The sequence below is a fragment of the Arthrobacter sp. NPDC056691 genome (genome assembly GCF_042791415.1).
Classification (GTDB): Bacteria; Actinomycetota; Actinomycetes; order Actinomycetales; family Micrococcaceae; genus Arthrobacter.
Window position 1 is genome coordinate 396,193 of the sequence record NZ_JBHTXX010000001.1, and the last position, 22,734, is coordinate 418,926.

Genomic DNA, 22,734 nt, shown 5'->3' on the forward strand with positions numbered 1-22,734 from the left:
GAGCAAAGGAGCGCTGGCGATGGACGGCAAAGTTCATCATTCGGGGGGCGGATTTTCCGCACGGCACATGCTGACGGGCCTCCTGATCCTGCTCGCCCTGCTCTTCAGTTACCTGCCCGGCGCCACCCCCGCGCGCGCCGTATCGCTCAACGGCCACGACATCTCCTGGCCCCAATGCCCGACGGCGGTGGGCGGCTTTGGCCTCCCGTTGCCGCCGGCGTCGTCCCAGTTCGTGGTGATTGGCCTGACGAAGGGACTGCCCTTCACGGAAAACCCGTGCCTGGCCAGCCAGGTCACCTGGGCAGCCGGCAACCGCAAGCCGGCCCAGGCCTATACGATGTCCGCCTTCCCCACGGCCGCCCAACTCGCCACCTACCGCACCCAGGGACCGTGGTCCGCAGCTACCCGGGCGGGGCAGCTCTCCAACGTCGGCTACGCGGAAGCACGTTTCGCGGTTGCCAGCCTGGCGCGGGTCCGGTTTGCCCCGCGCGTGGTGTGGATCGACGTCGAACCCCGCCCCGCCCAGCCGTGGCCCACGGCGAGCGCAGCGCAGCAGCGCGAAAACCGGTACATCGTCGAAGGCCTCATGCGCGGCCTGCGCGACGCCGGCTACTCCTATGGCCTGTACTCGTTCGCCTCGGGCTGGGCCGGCATCACCGGTTCCTGGCGGCTGTCCGGCGTTCCGGTGTGGGCCACCGCCGGCCGGCTGGACTTCCCCGGCGAAGCCCAGAACCTCTGCCGAACCGCCAGCTTCTCCGGCGGCCGGGTATACCTTTCCCAGTGGTACGACGACGTCCGGGACTACGACCTGACCTGCGACCCCTACGCCTTCACTCCCCTCCCTGTCCCGGCGTCCGCCCTGTCCCGCTCGACCGCCGACTTCAACGGTGACTGGAACACCGACATCCTGGCCCGGGTGACGGCCACGGCCGAGCTGCGGCTGTACCCGGGGAACGGCCGCGGGGGCCGGCTGCCCGGCGTGCGCGTCGGCACCGGCTGGAACGGGTTCAGCGCCCTTGAAACGCCCGGCGACTTCAACGGCGACGGCCCGCAGGACGTCTTTGCCAGGGAGGCCGCCACGGGATACCTGTGGATGTACCGCGGCAACGGCACCGGCGGGTTCCTCCCCCGGATCCGGCTCGGCACCGGCTGGAACAGCTTCAGCGCGATCATCGGCCCCGGGGACTTCAGCGGCGACCAGCGCGTGGACATCCTGGCCCGTGAGAGTGCCACCGGTTTCCTCTGGCTGTACCGCGGCAACGGCACCGGCGCGTTCCTGCCCCGGATCCGCGTGGGCTCGGGCTGGAACGCCTTCAACGCCCTGGTGGGTCCGGGCGACATGAACGGTGACGGCGCCGCCGACGTCCTGGCGCGGGAATCGGCCACCGGCGTCCTGTGGCTGTACCGCGGCAGCGGCGCGGGCGGCTGGCTTCCCCGCGTCCGGGTGGGCGCCGGCTGGAACGCCATGACCGCCGTCGTAAGTCCCGGTGATTTCACCGGCGACCGCAACCCTGACCTGCTGGCACGGGACGCCGCCGGCGTCCTGTGGCTCTATCCCGGGCTCGGGACGGGGCAATTCGGCTCCCGGGTGCGCATCAGCGCCGGCTGGAACGGTCTGGGCCCGCTGTTCTAGCACGATCTTCTGGGTCGATCGTTTAACCAGCACGGCTTCTTCGCCTGGCACCGGCCTTGGAAAGGCCACCCCCCTATACCCATCCCGTTGAGGGGGTATGCACGGCGTTCGTCCAATGTTTTCCCAACCCCCTGCCTTCACTGTAGTTGCGCGGGGCAACGACAAGCGCAGCCGGCTTCCGCAAGGCCAGGATTTCCCGGTGCAGAAACCGCCGGGGAAAGACCCTGATAAAGCTCGAATACCGGGGCCAACAGGCCATTCTTTCTTGCCCCGAAGGAGGCGCATAACCATGTCAGAAGAAACCGCAACCACAAACGAAGTGTTGACGAACACTGTGTCGACAAGCACAGAGTCGACGAGCACAGTGTCGGCAGGCACAGAGTCGACAAGCACAGTGTCGACGAACGGTGTGTCCCGCCGCAATCTCCTGCGGCTCAGCGCGGCCGGAGGTGCAGGCGCCGCCGTCGTCGCCGCCCAGGGCTGGGCAGGTCCGCTGCTCGCGCAGAAGGGGCTGCTTTCGCCCGACGGCGCGTTCGCCGCTTCGTCCACCGCCCTCGGTGATCTGTTGTTTTACATCGAGGCATTTCCCACCAGCCCGCTGATCCTGTCGCCGTTCACGGACCAATTGACCATTCCCAAGGCCCTGGCACCCACGCCTGCCGTGGGGGACGCGTTCACGAAGGGCTACACCGAGTGGAGCGACCCGCCCGGACCCGGGCAGGGCCAGCAGAGTTCCTTCAAGAATGAGCAGCACCAGATCTGGCCCTCCAAGCTGGGCTATCCGGACCCGCTCGTCTACAAGATCGACATCCTGCTGCGGCAACACGCGTTCACCACCTCGCAGGTTCTGCCGATCGACGCGAAGGGCCGCCCAACGGTTTCCTTCGATGCGAACCGCAAGACCTACCCGGCCGGAACCAAGCGGACCCTCCCCATGAGCACCATCTACGGTTTCAACGGGACCTTCCCCGGCCCGATGATCAACGCCGAATACGGCAAGCCGGCGCTGGTGCGGTTCGAGAACCATCTGGATGAGAACCCGCTGAACCTGGACCGCCAGGACTTCGGCTCCCCGGACTGGTCCTTTCTGACCCACCTGCACAACGGCCACACGGCGCCGGAGAGCGACGGCAACCCGCACTACTCCATGACCAGCGGGCCCAAGTACGAGGGGTACCTGCCAAAGACCTTCTGCGACAACCTGTACCTGAACTGGCCCGCCGGCGGCGACGACCGGGAGAAGCAGAGCTTCTTCTGGTTCCACGACCACCGGATGGACCACACCGGCTCCAACGTCTACAAGGGCATGGTGGGCCTGTACCCGATCTATGACCCGAAGAACGGCATGGACATGGGCGACGAGCGCCAGGGACTGCGGCTGCCCGGTGTCCGCAAGGACAACCCGGACGGATCCTTCGACGTGGACTACGACGTCCCGCTGGCCTTCTACGACACCCGGCTCGACGACGGCGTGACCATGCACAAGGACATCCACGACGTCCAGAAGGAGTTCCCGGCCGCCAAGAACCCGGCCAAGCACCCCGAGTGGTGGGGCAAGACCTTCTACAAGCACTTCCCCAACCACGGTTTCGTAGGCGATATCTTCACCGTGAACGGCACCGCCTACCCGGTCATGGAGGTAAAGCGCCGCAAGTACCGCTTCCGGTTCCTGGATGCGTCCATCGCCCGGATCTACGAGTTCAAGCTGATGAGCTCCACGAAGGGGCCGAAAACCTCGGTCTCGCTCGGCTACCAGGGCGACGAACTCGAGGGGCAGTACCGCATCCCGGATGGCCAGCAGTGCATGCAGTTCACCCAGATCGCGTCCGACGGCGGCCTGCTGCCGATGCCGATCAAGCGCGATTCCTTCGAGCTGTGGCCGGCCAAGCGACGCGAAGTGGTGATCGACTTCACCAGGTACCAGGACGGCACCCCCACCACCAAGGGCGACGTCATCTACCTCACCGACGTGATGAAGATGCCCAACGGCCGGATGTGGAGCAATTCGTCCCGGTTCTCGCCCGACCCCGCCTACAAAGTTCCCCTGCTCAAGTTCGTGATCGGCGATGACGCTCCCGATGACAGCGTCATCCCGACCGGGATGATGCGGGAGCTCCCGCCGCTGCCGAGCAACTGGCAGACCATGCTGGACAACCGGCTGATCTTCGAGGTGGAGCGTGGCTCAGGCGGCGGCGAAACGGAGTGGCTCATCAACGGCAAGCCGTTCACCCCGAACACCGTTGCCACCAGCCTCAAGAACCGCGCAGGCCGCTCGCCGCTCGCCCAGCAGAAGAAGGGCAGCTACAACCTGTGGGAAATCCGCAACGGCGGCGGCGGCTGGGTCCATCCGTTCCACCTGCACATGGAGGAACACCGGGTGGTCATGCGCAACGGCAGGGACGTCACCCGCGGCGGCGACAAGGGCCATCCCGATGATGTGTCCCGCGAGGACCTGGTGGCCCTGGATCCCGGCGAGTCGACCATCATCTACCGCGGCTTCCGTGACTTCGTGGGACCGTACGTGGCCCACTGCCACAACCTGGCGCATGAGGACCACGCCATGATGTTCGGCTGGGAAATCACGCCATGACAGCGGTGCCGGCCGGAATGGTCAGCGGGACCGGCGCCCAGGCGCCGGCCCGCCCCGCGGTCCCCTGGCTGACGGTCATCCCGTTTGCGGCGATGATGGCCTACGCCGACGGCTTCTGGGTGGTGTCGCTCAGGGGCGCCGTGGGAGCCATCGAACGCACGCAGGAGCCGTTTGTAAGCTGGCTCCGGGAGTCAACCGTGCTGCTTCCGCTGTTCATGCTGGCTGTCATCGCGGCCGTGACGCTGTCGATGCGGTGGTTCGGGCCCGTGCTGGCCGGCAGGAAGGCATTCTTCACCACGGCCCTGCTGGTTGCCGCGGCCGGCACCCTGGCCGGAGCCCTCACGCTGGCCGCCAGTGAAGCCTGGGACTACGCCCTCCAGCACAACCTGATGGGCGCGCTGCACCATGCGAACTCCGCACAGTCGGCGGAACAGCTCGACCAGTCCTCGCTGGGACTCCAGCTGGCCGCTTTTGGCTATGGCACCGGCCTGCTGCTGATCACGAACCTCGTGGTGACCGGCTGGACGGTGGCGATCCGGGGCGGGCGGCTGGACGTCAGCCGCCGGCCGAAGGAGGCGCCGCCCGGGCGCATTGCCCGCCGTGCGCGGTCCGGCCGTTCCCTGGCCGGCGCCACGGACCTCAGGCTGACGCTGGCGGCGGTGGCACTGTTTGGCTGCGCCGCCATCCACCTCGCAGTCATACCGGACCACCTCAACCATTGGGTGGTGGCCAGCGCGTTCTTCCTCGCCCTGGCCATGGCGGAGGTGGCCGGCGGCGTCCTGCTGCTGGGACGGCCCGGCCAGAGCGTCCTGGTTGCCGTGGCCGCGGCCTCCGTGGTTCCGCTGGGCCTGTGGCTGTGGTCCCGGACGGCGGGGCTGCCCTTCGGCCCCAACTCCGGCGTGCCCGAGCCCTTTGGCCTGGCCGATGTGGCCGCGTCCCTCCTCGAGCTCGGCACCCTGGTAATCGCCGTCGTCCTGCTCCGCGCCCGGCGCAAGGCTGACGGCGAACCGGAAGGGCGGACGACGGCGTCTGCCCACCTCCGTGCGCTGGCCGTGGTGGGGGCGATCGCCATCGGATCCCTCGGCGTGGCCGGAGCCGTGCCCGGCTTGCTCGGCGACATGGATACCTCAGGGAACACCACCCACGGCACCACGCATTAGGAGAGCTTTCCGGCTCACTGCAAACCCGGCGACGGCGGGCCCCTGACGGGGTCCGCCGTCGCCGTTGTGACGAGAAATTGCGGTAACAAGCAATTTACATTCCCGAAACCTACGGCGGTTTCCGGAGTCCTATGTTGTGGGGACAAACGGCATTCTTCCGGGTCTCAAAATGCCACCACCGATTTCTTGAGTGGAGTTCGAAATGAACGCTGGAGATGTTGCCTGGATCCTCGCAAGTTCCGCACTGGTGTGCATGATGATTCCCGCCCTGGCCCTCTTCTACGGGGGCATGGTGGGATCGCGGCGGATCCTGAACATGATGATGATGTGCTTCGGCGGGGCCAGCCTCGTGGCCGTGCTGTGGGCACTGTTTGGATACTCGATGGCCTTTGGCAATTCCGTGAACGGCTTGGGCCTGATCGGGGACGTCACACAGTACGCAGGGCTCGAACCGATGCTGAAGGATAATCCCGATGCCGCCCTCCCGGCGGCGCTGTTCGTGTCCTTCCAGCTGTTCTTCGCCTGCGTCACCACCGCCCTGGTTGCCGGTGCGGCCGCCGGGCGGATGAAGTTCGGCGCCTGGATGGTGTTCGCCGGCGTGTGGGCCACGCTGGTCTACTTCCCCATCGCGCACTGGGTCTTCGCGTTCAACTCCGCGGACGGCTCGGTGACGGGCGGCTGGATCGCCAACGGCATCAAGGCCATCGACTTCGCCGGCGGCACAGCCGTGCACATGAACGCCGGCGCCGCCGCCCTCGCCCTGGCGCTGGTCCTGGGCCGCAGCTCCGGCTGGCCGAAGATGGAACACTCCAAGCCCCACAGCCGCCCCCTGGTGCTGGTGGGCGCGGGCCTCTTGTGGGTGGGCTGGTTCGGGTTCAACGCGGGATCCGCGCTGGCCGCCGGCCACGCGGCGTCGGTGGTGTTCCTCAACACGGCCGTGGCGGCAGCCGCCGGCCTGCTCGCGTGGGCCGTCGTTGAACGGATCCGGCACGGGGCCACCACCAGCATGGGCGCGGCTTCGGGGCTGGTCTCCGCGCTCGTAGCCATCACGCCCGCCTGCGGTGCGGTCAGCCCGCTGGGCGCCGTGGCCATCGGCGCCATCGCCGGTGCGGTCTGCTCGCTGGCGATCGAATGGAAGTTCCGCCTCGGCTTCGACGACTCCCTGGACGTGGTGGGCGTGCACCTGGTGGGCGGCATCATCGGCACCCTCCTGATCGGCATCTTCGCCACGAGCAGCGCGCCCAACGGCGTCAGCGGCCTGCTGTACGGCGGCGGTCTGCGTCAACTGGGTATCCAGTCCATCGCGACCGTGGCCGTGCTGGCCTATTCCTTCGGCCTGACCTGGGTGATCGCCAAGGTGGTGGACATGGCCATGGGCCTGCGCATCCACGAGGAGGACGAACTGCGCGGCATCGACATCGCCGCGCACTCCGAGTTCGCGTACCTGACCGACGAGGACCCCGTAAACCTGGGCGCCGCACCCAGGTCCTAGGCCGGGTCCCCTGCCAGGACGGCCAGGTCCTTCGTGAACGCCAGAGGCCCGATGGTCTCGGGGTCGGCGGCGAGATCGAACTGAGCCGTGTAGCCGGTGTTCAGGTACAGGTACTTGGCCTCCGGCTGGCGGGGGCCCGTGGTGAGGTAGACGCTGCGGTACCCGCGCTCCGCGGCCAGCCGCTCCAATTCCTCTAGTACCCGCCGGGCCAACCCCCGCCGCCGGTGCGTCGAGTGCGTCCAAATCCGCTTGAACTCGGCGGTTTCCGTGTCGTAGCGGCGGTAGGCTCCGCCGGCCACGGACTCGCCGTTCTCCTGGATGATCAGCAGGGCGCCGCCCGGCGCCTCGAATTCCTCGGCCGGGTACCTGTTCAGTTCCTCCGCGGCCGCGCCCCGGCCGAACAGGTCGCCGTAGCGGGTGTCGTACTCGACGGCGAGCTCGTCCAGGAGCGGCCGGACCCGGGGGTCGTGCATGGGCAGTTCGAGGACGGTGAGGGTGGAGGGGGTTGCTTCGAGTTGCATCTTTCAGGCCTTTCCGACGGCGGCAGCGGTGCGGGGCCGGCCGGCGCCGGACACAGCTTCAAGTATTTTCCGGGCCAGGGCGTCGTTCTCCCGGAACGGCGCCGCGTTGGTTCCGGGCCGGGCAAACGCGCCCGCTCCCCAGCCCGAGGTCCCGGGGCCGATGCCGAACAGGCGACTCCGGGTGCCGCCACTGCGGCCCACGATCCGGTGGCCCGAGGTGATCAGGAGCCGGCCGGTGGAGTGGCCGCCGTCGGACGTCAGCAGGTGCTGCTCAGCGCCCAGGCCCGTGCCGTGCAGCGAGCGGAGCAGCGGGTTGGCGGAACGGGCCACGGCGGGGCCGGGGAGCCGGGCCTCGATCAAGGCCTTCGTCCGCAGGCTCACCGGTGAATGCGCGGACGTCGCCACGAACTCGCCGGTGGCGTCGTCGGCCGCAACCGCAAGTCCCGGTCCCAGGAAGTTGAGCAGCCCGGCGCGGTGGACGGCCAGCATTTCGCGCAGCCGGCGCGGCGGCGGGCCGGAATCCACGAAGCTGAAGAACCCGTGCCACCAGCCGTGCACTTCCTCCTGCGAGCGCGCGTTCAGGCGTTCGGGCGGGACGATCCTGCCCAGCTCCATGTACACCTTCAGCAGGGCCATGAACAGGGCCAGCGTTTCCGGGTGGTCCGGTCCCGTCCGCAGTTCGAGGTCATGCTCGATGTAGCCGGCCACTGCTTCCTGGACGTCAGCATGACCCTCAAAGAGTTGGCCGCCGAACGGCTTGTCGAGCTGTTCGAGGTCCAGGTGGAGCCCGGAATCCGGAACGGCCGCGGCGACGAGCTCGCGGCGGGCGCTGCTGTACCAGTCCAGGGCGGCAAACTTTCCTGCAAACTCGTCCCAGCCCAGCGCCACCCGCTCCGGGCTGCCGGTGAACAGCTCCCGGTAGTAGCCGAAGCCGGCGTCCTTGGCGATCAGGGGCCAGAGGTGGCTGCGGAAATCGAGTTCGGCGTGCGCCGCCAGGAGGGCGCCCACCGCATCCGCGGTGAAGAACCGGGGCGCCCCCGCCGGCTCACCGCGCAGGGCCACGGAGATCTTGGAGTGGAACGGCACGCCGCGGCGTGACCCGGCCCAGAGCCTGGGCTCGGCCCCGGACGGGAGGTAGCGCAGCCCGCCGTCGGCCGTCTCTTCAAAACGGCCGCCGCGGCCTTCGGTGAGCAGCACCAGCAGGTCAACGAAGGCCAGGCCCATGCCGGAGACAATGACGTCCTGGCCCGGGGCAAGGGAGGAATAGTCGACGTCGGTGGTATAGCTGGGTGCCGCGTGGAACCCGCCGTACCGCGCCGCGAACCCGGTCCATGCGGCAGAGCGGGCCTCCGGCTCCGCGTCAGTGTGCCCCAGGGCGGTAATCACGACGTCGGCCTGCAGCGTGCCGCCGCCGGCCAGCCGCACGCTGTACCCGCCGTCGTCGCCCTGTTGTTCGCCGCTTAGGGGTTCGCCGCTGAGCGGTTCGACGCTGACCGCGGTGTCGCGGTGGACGGTGACGCGGACGTCGCTGCCCAGGGCGCGGACGGCGCGGCGAAAGAACCACTCGAGGTACTTGCTCTGGAGCTGCCGCGTAGCAAAGGAACTGCCCGTCAGCGAGCGCAGCTGCTCCTGCAGGTGCGGCGGGATGGCGGGCACGTCGGTGATGGAACCATCCCGGACTCCGGCAGCCCACGCGGCAAGTCCCGGCCCGTCGATGGGAGGCCCCTCGCACAGCACCGAGGCGTCGGTGAACATCGTGACATCCGCCGCGGTGGAATTCATCATGAGGCCCGGCTCCTGGTCAAAGCGCCAGATCCTGCCGGAGCCGGGTTCGTACGGCTCCACGATGTGGATGTGCACCGGGCCGTCCGCGAGACCGGGCCTGTTGGCAGCGAGCCGTTCGAGGATTCCGGCCGTGCGCGGGCCACCGCCGATGAAGACCACGGATGGGTGCTGCGCTGGCATCGGATACTCCTGGCTAGAAAGGGCGGGTTGAAAAGGGCTTGGAGCCCTCAATCTAGGGTCTGGACAAACCGCCGGTCGAGGGCCCTGTCACGGCCGTTCACCCCGCGTAACGGAGCGTAAATGAGAGCAAGAAATCGTCTTGTGACGCCCCGCTAAGCCGTGTGAACGAATGCAACAGACGGCTTTGCCGGACCTTCCGGGCGCACCTAGATTTGCAGCCAACTACCCCGAAATACCAACCGGAAGAAGCGAGATGGCGCATGAGTTCAGCAGCTACCAGGACGTCCCAGTCCCCCACTGAGGCACCGGCCGAGAACCCGGCCCCGGAAACGCAGGCCGCCCCGGAGAACCCGGCTGCCGCTGACATTCAGACCGCGGCAGTGCCAGCCGGCCCGGCCGAGCTGCGTGCCGCCGTCGACTACGCCGACTACCGCCTGGTTCCCGCCCGCCGCCCGTGGCGCTGGGTGGGCACCGTGCTGGTGGCACTCGGCGTGGCCGCCATCGTGTGGTCCCTGGCCACGAACCCGCGCTGGGAATGGGGCGTGGTGGCCCAGTGGTTCACCGCCAAATCCGTGGTGAACGGCCTGGTGGAGACTCTCAAGCTCACCGCCATCTCCGGGGCGCTCGGCTTCATCCTGGGCTTCGTCCTCGCCCTCATGCGCCTGTCCGCCTCACCGCTGCTGGTCTCCGTGTCCTGGACGTTCTCGTGGATCTTCCGGTCCACGCCGCTGCTGGTGCAGATGCTCCTCTGGTACAACCTGGGCTACCTCTACGAAAAGATCAGCTTAGGGCTCCCGTTCACGGACATCCGCTTCTTCGAGGCGCAGACCACCACCCTGATCAGCCAGTTCGCGGCCGCCGTGCTGGGCCTGACGCTGAACCAGGCCGCCTACTCCGCCGAGATCATCCGCGGCGGCATCCTGTCCGTGGACCAGGGCCAGCTCGAGGCAGCGGCCGCCCTGGGCATTCCCGCCTGGCGCAGGTCCACCCGGATCGTGCTGCCCCAGGCCATGCGCGCCATCCTGCCCACGGCCTTCAACGAGATCATCGGCCTGGTCAAGGGCACCTCAATCGTCTACGTCCTGGCCTACTCGGAGCTCTTCTACACCGTCCAGGTCATCTACAACCGCACCCAGCAGGTCCTGCCGCTGCTGCTCGTGGCCACGCTCTGGTACGTGGTGATCACCTCCGTGCTCAGCGTGTTCCAGTACTACATCGAACGCCACTACTCCAAGGGAGCCGTGCGCACCCTGCCCCTCACACCGCTGCAGAAGGCGCGGAAGTTCTTCGCCACCCACGCCCCGGTCAACACCGCCGGAAGGAAATGATTCCGATGAACACAACTCTTGAGGCGCCCGCCGCCACCCGCGGGCTGGTGGAAATCACCAAGGTCCGGAAGTCCTTTGGACCCACTGAAGTCCTGAAGGGCGTTTCCCTGACGGTGGAGCCCGGCGGCGTGGCCGTCATCGTCGGCCCGTCGGGTTCCGGGAAGTCCACCCTGCTGCGAACCATCAACCACCTGGAAAAAGTGGATGCCGGTTTCATCGCCATCGACGGCCAGCTGGTGGGCTACCGGGTCAAGGGCAACAAGCTGCACGAACTGCCGGAGAAGGACATCCTGAAGCAGCGCACCGAAATCGGCATGGTGTTCCAGAACTTCAACCTGTTCCCGCACCTCACGGCGCTGGAGAACGTGACCGAGGCGCCCGTCGTCGCGCAGGGAAAGTCACCGGCGGAGGCCCGCGCTCGCGCCCTGGAACTACTGGACCGGGTGGGCCTGCGCGACCGCGCCGGCGCCTACCCCCGCCAGCTCTCCGGCGGCCAGCAGCAGCGCGTCGCCATCGCCCGGGCGTTGGCACTGGACCCGAAGATCCTGCTCTTCGACGAGCCCACCTCGGCCCTTGACCCCGAACTGGTCAACGAGGTACTGGACGTCATCCGCGAACTGGCCAAGTCCGGCACCACCCTGATCATCGTCACCCACGAGATGGGCTTCGCCCGCGACGTGGCGGACACCGTGGTGTTCATGGACCAGGGCCAGATCGTCGAACAAGGCAAACCCCAGGACATTTTCACCAACCCGCAGGAAGAACGCACCCGGAGTTTCTTCTCCAAGGTGATCGAGCCCGCCTTCAATATCTAAGGAAAACCGCATGTCTCGCTTCTCCCGGCGGCAGCTGCCCGCCGTCGTTCTTCTCGGTACGCTGCTCAGCTCCGCGGCCCTGTCCGCCTGCTCCGATCCCGGCGCCGCCGCCTCCGGCGGTTCAGCCGGCGCCGCATCAGGTGCGGCGACAACGGCGGCCCGCAACGGCGTCGTCTACAACACCTCACCGGACCAGCAGCGGATCCGCGCCGAAAAGGACGCCGCGCTGGCCGCCAAGGTGCCGGCGCTGATCGGCAAGGACGGCAAGCTGACGGTGGCCACCACGGCCGGCTCCATCCCGCTGTCCTTCCACGCCACAGACGACAAGACGCCCATCGGGTCCGAGCTTGATATCGCCCAGCTGGTGGCGGACAAGCTGGGCCTGGAGCTCGACATCCAGGTCACCTCCTGGGAGAACTGGCCCCTGAAAACCCAGTCCGGCGACTTCGAGGCCGTGTTCTCCAACGTGGGCATCAACAAGGACCGGGTGAAGCTGTTCGACTTCGCCAGCTACCGCGCCGCCTTCATGGGCTTCGAGTCGAAAAAGTCCTCGTCCTACAGCATCAAAGGTGCGGACGACATCTCCGGCCTGACGATCTCCGTGGGCTCGGGCACCAACCAGGAGAAGATCCTGCTGGCCTGGAACAAGGAGCTCGAGGCCAAGGGCAAGGAACCCGCCAGCCTCCAGTACTACTCCTCCGACGCCGACACCATCCTGGCGCTGTCCTCCGGCCGGACCGACCTGAACATCGCTCCCTACCCCTCAACGGTCTACCGGGAAAACACCCGCGACGACCTCAAGATCGTCGGCAAGGTCAACGCAGGCTGGCCGTCGGAGACCCTGGTGGCCGCCACCACGCTCAAGGGCAACGGCCTGGCTCCGGTGATCACGGAGGCGCTGAACTCCGCCATCAAGGACGGCTCGTACACCAAGGTCCTGGACCGCTGGGGACTGTCCGAGGAAGCCCTGCCGGAGTCCAAGACCGTGACCGAGGCCAACTTCGCATCCACCCAGACTGATTCGAAGCAGACGGGGGCCTCAAAATGAAGTTCCAGGTCCTCGACATCATTCCGCACCTTAAAAACCCGGTCACCGGGGAAATCGTCTCCACGGCCGACCGGCTCAACCAGGTGGTGCAGACCGCCCGGCGCGCCGAGGAGCTCGGCTACGACAGCTTCTCCGTGGGTGAGCGGCACGCCGGCGAGTTCATCTCCTCCTCCCCCACCACCGTGCTCGCCGCCATCACGGCGGTCACCTCCCGGATCCGGCTGCAGAGCGGTGTCACCGTCCTGTCCGTGCTGGACCCGGTGCGCGTGGCCGAGGACTACGCCACGATCGACCAGCTCAGCCGCGGGCGCCTGGAGCTCGTGATCGGCAAGGGCAACGAGGTGCTGCAGTACCCGCTCTTCGGGCTGGACCTGGCGGACCAGTGGGACCTTCTCGGGGAGAAGTACGCCCTGCTGCGCCGGCTCTGGCGCGAGGAGGAGCTGACGTGGTCCGGCCGCTTCCGCCCGGCGCTCACTGAGCCGACCACCACCACTCCGCGTCCCTACGCAGGCCCGCCACGGATTTGGCACGGGTCTGCTACAACCCTGACGTCGGCGGCGCTTGCTGCGCGCTGGGGCGACCCGCTGTTCACCGCGAACGCCATCCAGCCCCGGGAAAACTACAAGGTGCTCATCGACCACTACGTGGCGGAGTACGAGCGGCACGGCCACGATCCGCGGCACCGCTACCTGGGCTCGGGCAGCGGCGCCGGCGGCGTGTTCATTGCGGACACCACGCAGGAGGCCAAGCGCCAGTACGGCCCGGTGTACGAGGGCCTCACGGCTGCGCGCAACGTCCCGGGCAACAACTCGCCGTTCCGGGACATCGACCACGCGGTGGCGGAGGGTCCCGCGCTCGTCGGCAGCCCGGAACAGGTGATCGACAAGATCCTCAGCTACCACGGGCTGTACGGGCACGATCTGCAGTCCATCTCCCTGCCCACCACCCTCCCCTTCGAGCAGCAGCTGGAGATTCTGGAGAGGTTCGCGCTCGAGGTCATCCCGGCCGTGCGCGCGTCAGCCCCCACCACGCTCTGGGAGTCCGCGGATCCCTTTGGCAGCCGTCCCGGTTTTGCCGGCGCCACCGAACCGGACGCCGCCTCCGCCGTCAGCACCGACCACGACAACCACAGGAGCGATCATGCCCACGTCTACGCGCACTGAGACTAGCGCCGCCTTCGCCGCCGAATGGGAGCAGTGGCACGACGCGCATGAGCGCCGCCGCGCCGATTCCCACGGCTTCCTCGCCGTCACCCACCTGCACTGGCTGGGTGCGGAACCTTCCCGGCTCGACGGCGTTCCGGGGACCTGGAGCGTGCAGGACGACGCCGTCACTGTCGTTCTGGAGGCCGGCGAAAGCCTGCAGCAGGGCGGCCGGGAGCTGAACTCTGGTACTGACGCCGCCGTCGTCTTCGATCCCATCGCAGAGCGTGAGGGTATCAACCTCACAGCGGGTCCCGCCGTCGTCGAACTCGCCAAGCGCGGCGGGGAATACATCGTGCGCCCCCGGCACCCGGAGAACCCGCTGCTCAACGGGTACCGCGGAACGCCGGCCTACGCGCCGGACCCGCGCTTCGCCGTCGAGGGCGTGTACGTGGCGTTCGATTCGCCCCGGGCCACTACCGTGGGGGCCGCGGTGGAGGGCATCGTGCACGTGTACGAAGCGCCCGGCGAGATCCGGTTCGCGCTGGACGGCCAGGACCTCACGCTCACCGCCTTCAATGGCCACGCGCCGGGCACCCTGTCCGTGCTGTTCACCGACGCTACGTCCGGCAAGACCACCTACGCGGCGAACCGCTCGCTGACAGTGGCCGCACCGGACGCGGACGGCCGCGTGACGCTGGACTTCAACCGCGCCGTGAACCTGCCGTGCGCCTACACCGACCTCGCCACCTGCCCGCTGCCCCCGGCCGAAAACCGACTGGCCGTCGCCATCGAAGCGGGCGAACAGAACCCCCACGAAAGGCAGGCCGGACAGTGAGCACTGCAGCCAAAGGTTTTCTCGCCCTCGAACTGGACGGTGACGGAGCGCACCCCGCCGCGTGGCGCAAGGCCCGGCACACTCCCGCCGAGCTGCTCGACGGCACCCGCGTCCGCGCCACGGTGCTGGCCGCCGAATCGGCCGGGTTCCACGTGGCCACGTTCGCGGACGGCGCCCTCACCCCTGCGGCCGACTCGGCGGACGGCCGCGATGTCCCGGGCCGGCTGAACGCCCTGCAGCGCGCAGCCTTTGCCGGGCCCGTCACGGGCTCCATCGTGCTCGTCCCCGAGGTGGACACCGTCTACACCGAGCCGTTCCACATCTCCACGCAGCTGGCCAGCCTGGACTACGTATCCGGCGGCCGCGCCGGGTGGCTGGTGGCGGCGTCGAACCGGGTGGCGGATGCCGCCGCCGTCGGACGATCCGTTGTCCCGGCTGACGATCTGGGCCGGGAAGCCGCCGATTCGATCGAGGTCGGCCGCCGGCTCTGGGACTCCTGGGAGGACGACGCCGTGATCCGCGACGTCGCCACCGGCCGGTACATCGACGTCGACAAGCTGCACTACATCGATTTTGAAAGCAGCGCCGATTCTGAAGGCGGGAGCGGATACTCCATCAAGGGGCCCTCCATCATTCCCCGTCCGCTGCAGGGCCAGCTGCCGGTCCTCGCACCGGCCGGGCTGCTGGACGCGGACCAGCTGTCCGCCGGGGCGGCGGACGCCATACTCGTCTCTGCCCCCACGCCTGAGCTGCTGGCCGGCGAGATCGCCGAGGCCCGCGCCGCCGCTCCCGCGGCTGCCGTTATCGCCGAGCTCGACGTCGTCCTTGACGCCCGTGGGCAAAGCGCCGCCGGGCGCCTCGCCGAACTGGATGCACACACGCCGTGGCAGAGCGGCCGGGCCCGTTTCGCCGGCACCGCAGCGGAGCTCACCGAACTGCTGGCCTCCATTCTGGAGACTGCCGACGGCGTACGCCTCCACCCCGCCGTCCTGGACGTGGACCTGGAGGAGCTGGCCCAGCTGGTGCTTCCGGCCCTCCGGCGCCGTGGCGTGCTGGCACCGCAGCAGCCGGGTTGCACCTTCCGGGACCTGCTGGGCCTGCAGCGCCCGTCCAGCCGGTATGCCGCCGTACCCGCGCCTTCCGCGGCCGATCACTAGGGAGAGACCCATGACAGACACAAACATCGGCAACGGCTTCGTGCCCTCCGGCCAGCTGCAGCTGGGCATCTTCTTCCAGGGCGTGAACTCGGGCACGGTCTGGAAGTCGCCGGAATCCGGTTCGCAGACGGACTTCGAGTCCTTCCGCCGCATAGCCCAGACCGCGGAACGGGGCCTGTTCGCCGCGTTCTTCCTCGGTGAGGGGCTGCGCCTCCGCGAGCACCTCGGCCGCCCGCACGCACTGGACGTCGTCGGCCGGCCGGACGCGCAGACCATGCTGGCCGCATTGGCTTCCGTCACCACCCGCATCGGCCTGGTGGCCACGCAGAACACCACGTACAACGACCCCGCTGATCTGGCGCACCGCCTGTCCAGCCTGGACCTGCTCTCCGGTGGCCGTGCGGCCTGGAACGTGGTCACCACGGACAACGCCTGGACCGGCGCGAACTTCCGCCGCGGCGGTTACCTGGACCACGCCGACCGGTACGTCCACGCCGAAGCGTTCGTCAGCACGGCCAAGCGGATCTGGGACTCCTGGGAGGCCGGCGCCATCGCCGAAACCCCTGCCGCCCCCGCCTGGGCCGCCCCCGGTTCGGCCCGGCCCGTGCACCACGAGGGCAAGCACTACACGGTGGACTACGTGCCCCGGCTGCCGCGCAGCGCCCAGTACCGGCCGGTGCTGTTCCAGGCCGGCGACTCGCCGGAGGGCCGCGACTTCGCTGCCCGGCAGGCCGACGTCATCTTCTCCGCGCACCCGAAGCTCGACGACGCGCTGGACTTCCGCCGCGATATCGTCGAGCGCACGGCCAAGGCCGGCCGCGGCGCGAACGACGTCAAGATCATGCCCGCGAGCGAGTTCATCCTCGCCGCCACCCCGCAGGAGGCGCTCGAGAAGAAGAGCTGGGTGCGGAGCCTGCAGATCGGGCCCGAGCAGGCCATCGCCTACCTCGAACAGTTCTGGGGCCGCGAGCTCCAGGGCTTCGATCCGGACGGTCCACTGCCGGACATCGACCCCGTGGTGGAGGAGACCTCCGAGACCCGGGGCAGCGGTTTCCACGGCGCCAAGGCGAAGCAGCTGGCGGACCAGTGGCGTGCCGAGGCCAAGGACAAGGGCCTCAGCATCCGGCAGTTCGTGTCCGCCCGGACCAGCCGGGGCGACTCCAGCTTCACTGGCTCCTACACCGAGGTGGCGGACCGGCTGGCGGAGTACGCGCGCACCGGCGCGGTGGACGGCTTCAACATCTCCCCGTGGCTGATCCCCACCGGCCTGGACGACATCGTCAACCACCTCGTCCCGGCACTGCAGGAGCGCGGTGTCTATCCGACGGAGTACGCCGGAAACACGCTGCGCGAAAACCTCGGACTGGCAACCCCGGCCCGGCAGGCTGGCTCCCGGCAGGACACTGCCGCCAGGAACACTGTCGGGGACACCGCCGTCGGGCTGGAAGTCTAGGCACGTGGGCGGCACCCCGGGCGGCGAAGACCGCGACGCTCCCGTGGGCGGAGCGGAAGTTGCTGAAACGGACCGGCGGGTGAGGGACAACCGCGGGCCGGACAACGTCCAGTCCGACACGATCCGGCTTCAGCTGACCGTCCGGGAGCTGCTCCTCTGATCCCAATCGACTGCTCCGCAGGTGCCCTTTTCATCCTCCAAAACGGCACCTGCGGAGCAATCGATGGGAGGGGGCGCCCCGTAAACGTCAGGTGGCCAGCAGCAGCGGTTCGCCCTGGCCTTCCTCCGCCCAGGCAAGCTCGGCCCCGTCAGGAGCGACGGCGGTTTTCAACGTCAAGGTCACCCGTTCAATTTACCCGGGGACGGCCACACGCAGGATTGGACCGGCGTCACCCCACCGTCTAGCGTGAGTCCTATGTCGGCAGCCGATGCTTCAGCGAAGTCCAGCAGCAATCCCCTGCTCGTCCTGGGGAAAATCACGTCGATCCTGGATGCCTTCTCCCTTTCCCAGCCGGTGCTCTCGCTGAGCGACATCCGGGAGTACACCGGAATGCCCACTTCAACGGTTCAGCGGCTGGTCACCAACCTCACCTCCCAGGGCTTCCTGGACCGGGAGGAGGACGCGTACCGCATCGGGATGCGGATGGCGTACTGGGCAGCTCCGGCCACGCGGGGCATGGAAGTCATCGACATTCTCAGCCCCCTCCTGAAGACCCTGCGGGACACCACCGGTGAGACAGCCTGCTTCTTCAAGGCGGAGCAGCATTACCGCGTGTGCGTGGCCATGGCGGACACCCGGCATGCGCTGCGCCGGGAGATGCACCTCGGCAAGGTGCTGCCGCTCTACGCCGGTTCGGCCGGCCGCGTCCTGCTCGCGTGGGATCCCGAGCTCATGGATGCGGTCCTGAAGGATCCCTTGGAGCCGATCACCGAGTCCACGATCACCAGCTCCGAAGACCTGGAAAGCGTGGTGAAGCAAACCCGGACGGACGGGTTCGCCATCACGGTGGGCGAGCGGGAGGACGGTGCCTCCGGGCTTTCCGCCCCCGTCTTTGACTCCGCGGCAGGGCTGGTGGGCGCTGTGACCATCAGCGGTCCGACGCTGCGGATGCCCCTGGAGACCTGCGAAGCCTGGGTGGAGCCGCTGCTTGCAACCGCCGAGCACATGACCCGGCTGATCGGCGGCCGGTTCCCCGGCGAGGCCTAGCACTCACGGAAAGCCAGCGCCCCGCCGGAAACCCCGCCCGGAAAACTTCAGGACCCGGAATACCCGGCCACCGACTTGCCCGCCGCGTACATGGCGCCGGCGTCGGAGGCCACAAGGATCTCCCCGAAGTTCCGGGCGTACGCACCAAGGTCCCCGGCAACGGACCCCACAATGGCCACCACCGGAACGTTCCGCCCCGACCGCTGGACCCTGGCCAGGATGGCCGAGATGATCTTCCCCTCCCCGGTCTGCGAATCGAGCCTGCCCTCGCCGACCACCACGGCGTCGGCGTCTTCCAGGTGACGGTCGAACTGCACGGCATCCAGGACGGCGTCCGCCCCCGAGACCAGCTCCGCGCCGAAGTGGGCCCACAATCCGCCGGACAGGCCGCCGGCCGCCCCCGTCCGCGGCACATCGATCGGGTTGCGGGGATACGCACCCGCCAGTTGCGCCAGCCGCTGCTCCAGCAGCCCGATCTCGGCGGGACTGGCACCCTTTTGCGGCCCGAAAATCCGCGGTGCTTCCAGGAACGTGCTGGTGACGTCGGACAGGACGGTGATCCGGGCACCCCGTAGGCCGCCGCCGTCGATGATGGCCTGGACGGCGCCGGCTCCCCCGTCGGTGGTGGCGGACCCGCCTGCCGCCACCATGATGTGGGTGGCGCCGGCGTCCACCGCCGCAGCAACCATCATGCCCGTGCCGTACGTGCTGGCCGACACCGCATCCCGCGGGCGGCTGCTCGGCACGGTCAGGCCGCTGGCCTGGGCAAGCTCGACGACGGCGGTTCCGTCCGCTGACAGCCCGATGGCCGCCGCGAGCGGCTCACCCCAGGGGTTCTGCGCGGCGACGGAAACAGCCGTGGCCTGCAGGCTGCGGCACAGCGCATCGAACGTTCCCTCGCCGCCGTCGGCGACCGGCAGTTCTGCCGCCGTCCCGCCGGCGGCACGGATGCCGGCGGCGATGGCGGCCGCCACTTCGGCCGCCGCGTACGTCCCCTTGAAGCTGTCAGGAGCGACCAGGACGGTCATGCGCCGGTGAGGGTGTTGACGGCCGGGGTGCTGATGGTCAGGGCGTTGACGGCGTGCGGCGGGGTGCGTCCCTCGGCGATGGCGACGGCGTTCAGCGCGCTGAGGCGGGCCATCTCGCTGCGGACGGGGACGGTGGCGCTGCCCACGTGCGGCAGCAGCACCGTGTTGGGCAGTTCGGCGAGTCCGGGTGCGAGCCGCGGCTCGTCCTCGAACACGTCCAGCCCGGCGCCGGCGATGACGCGGTCCCGGAGCGCGTCGACCAGCGCGGCCTCGTCCACCACCGGTCCGCGGGCGGTGTTGATCAGGATGGCATCGGGCTTCATGCGCTCCAGCACCTCCCGGTCCACCAAATGCCGGGTCTGGCCATTGAGCGGCACGTGCAGGGACAGGAAGTCGCTGCGTTCCACGAGTTCGTCCCAGGAGACCTGCCGCACCTTTCCCGCGTATTCACCCAGCTCCCCGTCGCTGACGTGCCGGTGCCCCGGCGGCCGCGGCGCGAAAAGGATTTCCATCCCGAAGCCCAGGGCACGGCGCGCGGTGGCGCGGGCGATCCGGCCGAACCCGGCCAGGCCCAGCACCGCTCCGGAGACGTCCCGGCCCAGCAGCAGCTCGGGTTCCCAGCCGTGGAAGTTGCCGTCGCGGACCAGCCGGTCCGCTTCCACCACGCGGCGGGCGGTGCCGAGGATGAGCAGCATGGCGATGTCCGCCGTCGCGTCCGTCAGCACCCCGGGGGTGTTGCCCACCAGGATGCCGTGCCGGGTGGCGGCGTCAACGTCGATGTTGTTGTACCCGACGGCGTAGTTGGACACGCCTTTCAGCCGCGCCTTCGCGAGCAGCGGGGCGTCGACGACGTCGCGCAGCTGGGTGAGGACGACGTCGTACTCCCCCGATGCGCAGAGCGCCGCCAGCGTTTCGTAGTCGGGAGGGGACGGCAGCACGGTGACGTGGCCGGCGTCGGACAGCAGCTGCATCCCTGGATCCGGGATTGGGGTGGTGACGAGGAATCTGCTGCCCATCGCTACTTGCCTCCCGGTGTGCCGGGTGCGGGGGTGCTGACTAAAGGGGTGCAGGCAGCCGCGGGACTGTCCGAGGGGATGACCCAGTCGAACGCTTCCGCCTTGGACCTGGCGCCCTGCGCCGCCTTGGAGCGGTTGGGCTCGCCCAGTTCGGCGAGCAGCTTCTCGGAGAGGACAACGAGGTCCGCGAAGGTTTCCGGGGTCACCCAGCCGGGCCGGGTGGCGAACAGGATGTCCTCGCTGGAGGTGTTGCCGCTGGCGCCCGGGGCGAAGGGGCAGCCGCCCAGGCCGCCGAGCGCACCGTCGACCATGGCGGCGCCGGCCTGGATCGCGGCCAGGGTGTTGGCCACGCCCAGGCCCCAGGTGTCGTGGCCGTGGTACACGATCCGCCGTGACGGGGACTCCGCCCGGACGCGCTCAATGAGGCCGGACACCTGGGCGGGGACGGCCTGGCCCAGGGTGTCGCAGAGGACGATGTCCGTGGTCCCCTCCGCGCGCGGGTCGTTGGCGATCGCCAGGATGCGCTCTTCGGGGACATATCCTTCGAACGGGCAGGTGAAGGACGTCGCGATGCACAGCTGGATCTGCCCGTTGACTTCCTGCGCGTACTCCACTGCCTGGGGCAGCGCGGCGAGGCTCTCGTCGGTGGTGCGGCCGATGTTCGCCTTGTTGTGCGAGTTCGACGCCGAGAGGCAGTACTGGAAGTTGCGCGCCCCGGCGGCCGCGGCCTTGGCCACGTGGCCGGGTGTAGCCACCCAGATCCAGCACTTTTCCAGCTCTTCGGGCGTGAGGTTCCGGACCACGTCCAGGGTGTTGGCCATGGTGGGTACGAGGTCCGGGCGGGCCATGGAGCCCAACTCTATGGCCGGTACGCCCAGGCGGAGCAGCTCCCGGACGGTCTCCACCTTCCGCTCGGTGGACAGGACTTTCCCTGTGAGCTGCAGCCCGTCCCGCAGGGTGACGTCCCGCAGGATGGTGTTGCCCAGGGTAGCTGCGAGATTGGGGGTCGAGGCGAGGCTGGGGGCTGACGTGTGGTGCTGGTTCATGCTTGGAGTGCCTCCTCGCGGCCGGTTGCCGCACTGATCTCTGCCGGGTCCATGCCGAGGAGCCCGGAGAGGATTTCTGCCGTGTTTTCGCCCAGGTCCGGGCCGAGGTTCCGGATGGGGAGCGATTCGCTGCCGATCACCGGAACAATACCCGGGAACCCGACGTCCGGCAGGATCTCCTCGCCGGTGGAGACGTCGAATTTCTGCACCATGTTGCGGGCCGCGTACTGGCTGTCGGTGCTGATGTCCGCCGCCGTGTAGATGGGCCCCGCCGGGACACCGGCTGCGTCGAGGGCGGCCAGGGCGTCGGCGGCGTCCAGTTGCGCGGTCCAGGCGCCGATGGCCTGGTCCAGTTCCTCGCGGCGGTCCCACCGGCCGGCATTGCTCTGCAGCGCGGAATCTTCGGCCAGGTCGGGGCGTCCGATGGTCTGCATGTAGCGCTGGTAGATGGAGTCCCCGTTGCCGGCCACCACGATGCTGGCCCCGTCCCTGCAGATATAGGCGTTGGAGGGGGCGATCCCTTCCATCCGGCCGCCCACGCGCTGCCGGTCCACGCCGTAGGCCTGGTAGTCGGGGATCAGGGATTCCATCATGGAGAACATCGCCTCGTTCAGCGCGACGTCGATGATCCGCTCGGTGAGCGGCACAGCGTCAGCCGCGTCCCGGCGTCGTGCTTCCCTTTGGTAGAGGCTCATCATGGAGCCGAACGCGGCGTACAGTCCCGCGATCGAATCCCCGATGGAGACGCCGACCCGTACGGGCGGGCGGTCGGGGTCGCCGACGAGGTTCCGGAACCCGCCGTACGCTTCGGCGACGGCGGCAAATCCCGGGCGCTCGGACAGCGGGCCGGTCTGGCCGAAGGCGGAGATGCGCGTGATGATCAGTTCCGGGTTGGCTTCATTGAGCACCTCCGGGCCGAGGCCCCATCTTTCCAGCGTGCCCGGGCGGAAGTTTTCCAGCAGGATGTCCGACTTCGCAGCGAGCTTCAGGACCGCCTGTTTGCCGGCCTCGGTCCGCAGGTCCAGGACGACGGACTTCTTGTTGCGGTTGATGGTCCGGTACAGCATGGAGGTGTCGCCCTTGTGCAGGCGCCAGTTGCGCAGCTCGTCGCCGGTTCCCGGCCGTTCCACCTTGATGACCTCGGCGCCGAAGTCGGCGAGGAGCCTCCCGGCTGTCGGTGCGGCGATGTAGTTTCCGAGTTCCAGGACGCGGATGCCTTCCAGGGGCGCGATGCGTGGTGGTGTCATGGTGTCTTCTTCTTTCGTGGGCGTACGCCGGAAACGCGTGGGGTTCCC

Annotated in this window: 19 protein-coding genes; 13 read left to right on the forward strand and 6 right to left on the reverse strand. The window is 68.6% G+C overall.

All coding sequences use genetic code 11. The features are described from left to right. The first annotated feature begins 19 nt into the window (after positions 1–19). From ACFRAU_RS01835 to ACFRAU_RS01850, 4 genes are all read left to right on the forward strand, one after another. Entirely contained in the window at positions 20–1,633 is a 1,614-nt protein-coding gene (locus ACFRAU_RS01835) for an FG-GAP-like repeat-containing protein (protein ID WP_377998545.1), read from the forward strand. A gap of 394 nt (positions 1,634–2,027) precedes the next feature. Continuing rightward, positions 2,028–4,223, forward strand: a complete 2,196-nt coding sequence (locus tag ACFRAU_RS01840; protein ID WP_377998546.1) for a multicopper oxidase family protein — start codon at positions 2,028–2,030, stop codon at positions 4,221–4,223. Next, positions 4,220–5,383, forward strand: a complete 1,164-nt coding sequence (locus ACFRAU_RS01845; RefSeq protein ID WP_377998547.1) for a hypothetical protein — start codon at positions 4,220–4,222, stop codon at positions 5,381–5,383. Before ACFRAU_RS01840 ends, ACFRAU_RS01845 begins: the two co-directional genes overlap by 4 nt. A gap of 202 nt (positions 5,384–5,585) precedes the next feature. Beyond that, on the forward strand, positions 5,586–6,875 hold the full coding sequence (locus ACFRAU_RS01850; protein WP_377998548.1) for an ammonium transporter: 1,290 nt from the start codon (positions 5,586–5,588) through the stop codon (positions 6,873–6,875). Here ACFRAU_RS01850 and ACFRAU_RS01855 read toward each other — a convergent pair. Continuing rightward, complete coding sequence (locus ACFRAU_RS01855; RefSeq protein WP_377998549.1) at positions 6,872–7,396, reverse strand: GNAT family N-acetyltransferase; 525 nt, start codon at positions 7,394–7,396, stop codon at positions 6,872–6,874. The two genes, ACFRAU_RS01850 and ACFRAU_RS01855, sit on opposite strands and share 4 nt — an antisense overlap. Before the next feature lie 3 nt (positions 7,397–7,399). Beyond that, positions 7,400–9,361, reverse strand: coding sequence for an FAD/NAD(P)-binding protein (locus tag ACFRAU_RS01860; RefSeq protein ID WP_377998550.1), 1,962 nt, complete (start codon positions 9,359–9,361; stop codon positions 7,400–7,402). Between the two features lie 260 nt (positions 9,362–9,621). On the opposite strand from ACFRAU_RS01860, the gene ACFRAU_RS01865 reads away from it, so the two are divergent. From ACFRAU_RS01865 to ACFRAU_RS01905, 9 genes are all read left to right on the forward strand, one after another. After that, positions 9,622–10,689, forward strand: a complete 1,068-nt coding sequence (locus tag ACFRAU_RS01865) for an ABC transporter permease subunit (protein ID WP_377998551.1) — start codon at positions 9,622–9,624, stop codon at positions 10,687–10,689. A gap of 5 nt (positions 10,690–10,694) precedes the next feature. Beyond that, entirely contained in the window at positions 10,695–11,504 is an 810-nt protein-coding gene (locus tag ACFRAU_RS01870) for an amino acid ABC transporter ATP-binding protein (RefSeq protein ID WP_377998552.1), read from the forward strand. Between the two features lie 10 nt (positions 11,505–11,514). Next, positions 11,515–12,552 (forward strand): ABC transporter substrate-binding protein, encoded by a 1,038-nt coding sequence (locus tag ACFRAU_RS01875; protein ID WP_377998553.1) that lies wholly within the window; start codon positions 11,515–11,517, stop codon positions 12,550–12,552. Further along, the gene (locus ACFRAU_RS01880) at positions 12,549–13,715 is read left to right on the forward strand and encodes an LLM class flavin-dependent oxidoreductase (RefSeq protein ID WP_377998554.1); all 1,167 of its coding nucleotides are present in this window, start codon (positions 12,549–12,551) and stop codon (positions 13,713–13,715) included. Before ACFRAU_RS01875 ends, ACFRAU_RS01880 begins: the two co-directional genes overlap by 4 nt. Beyond that, a complete protein-coding gene (locus ACFRAU_RS01885; RefSeq protein WP_377998555.1) occupies positions 13,693–14,532 on the forward strand; it encodes a DUF1684 domain-containing protein in 840 nt (279 codons plus the stop codon). Before ACFRAU_RS01880 ends, ACFRAU_RS01885 begins: the two co-directional genes overlap by 23 nt. After that, positions 14,529–15,689 (forward strand): LLM class flavin-dependent oxidoreductase, encoded by a 1,161-nt coding sequence (locus ACFRAU_RS01890; protein WP_377998556.1) that lies wholly within the window; start codon positions 14,529–14,531, stop codon positions 15,687–15,689. The genes ACFRAU_RS01885 and ACFRAU_RS01890 overlap by 4 nt, the downstream gene beginning before the upstream one ends. A 10-nt stretch (positions 15,690–15,699) precedes the next feature. Beyond that, entirely contained in the window at positions 15,700–17,142 is a 1,443-nt protein-coding gene (locus ACFRAU_RS01895) for an NtaA/DmoA family FMN-dependent monooxygenase (RefSeq protein ID WP_377998557.1), read from the forward strand. Between the two features lie 4 nt (positions 17,143–17,146). After that, positions 17,147–17,302, forward strand: a complete 156-nt coding sequence (locus tag ACFRAU_RS01900) for a hypothetical protein (RefSeq protein ID WP_377998558.1) — start codon at positions 17,147–17,149, stop codon at positions 17,300–17,302. 255 nt (positions 17,303–17,557) lie between these two features. Next, a complete protein-coding gene (locus tag ACFRAU_RS01905) occupies positions 17,558–18,349 on the forward strand; it encodes an IclR family transcriptional regulator (protein ID WP_377995953.1) in 792 nt (263 codons plus the stop codon). A gap of 47 nt (positions 18,350–18,396) precedes the next feature. Here ACFRAU_RS01905 and ACFRAU_RS01910 read toward each other — a convergent pair whose 3' ends face one another. The 4 genes from ACFRAU_RS01910 to ACFRAU_RS01925 are packed head-to-tail and all read right to left on the reverse strand — an operon-like array spanning position 18,397 to position 22,686. Next, positions 18,397–19,377, reverse strand: coding sequence for a glycerate kinase (locus ACFRAU_RS01910; RefSeq protein ID WP_377998559.1), 981 nt, complete (start codon positions 19,375–19,377; stop codon positions 18,397–18,399). After that, on the reverse strand, positions 19,374–20,393 hold the full coding sequence (locus tag ACFRAU_RS01915) for a 2-hydroxyacid dehydrogenase (RefSeq protein WP_377998560.1): 1,020 nt from the start codon (positions 20,391–20,393) through the stop codon (positions 19,374–19,376). Before ACFRAU_RS01915 ends, ACFRAU_RS01910 begins: the two co-directional genes overlap by 4 nt. 2 nt (positions 20,394–20,395) lie before the next feature. Then, complete coding sequence (locus ACFRAU_RS01920; RefSeq protein WP_377998561.1) at positions 20,396–21,439, reverse strand: hydroxymethylglutaryl-CoA lyase; 1,044 nt, start codon at positions 21,437–21,439, stop codon at positions 20,396–20,398. After that, the gene (locus ACFRAU_RS01925) at positions 21,436–22,686 is read right to left on the reverse strand and encodes a CaiB/BaiF CoA transferase family protein (RefSeq protein WP_377995957.1); all 1,251 of its coding nucleotides are present in this window, start codon (positions 22,684–22,686) and stop codon (positions 21,436–21,438) included. The genes ACFRAU_RS01920 and ACFRAU_RS01925 overlap by 4 nt, the downstream gene beginning before the upstream one ends. Positions 22,687–22,734 lie beyond the last annotated feature (48 nt).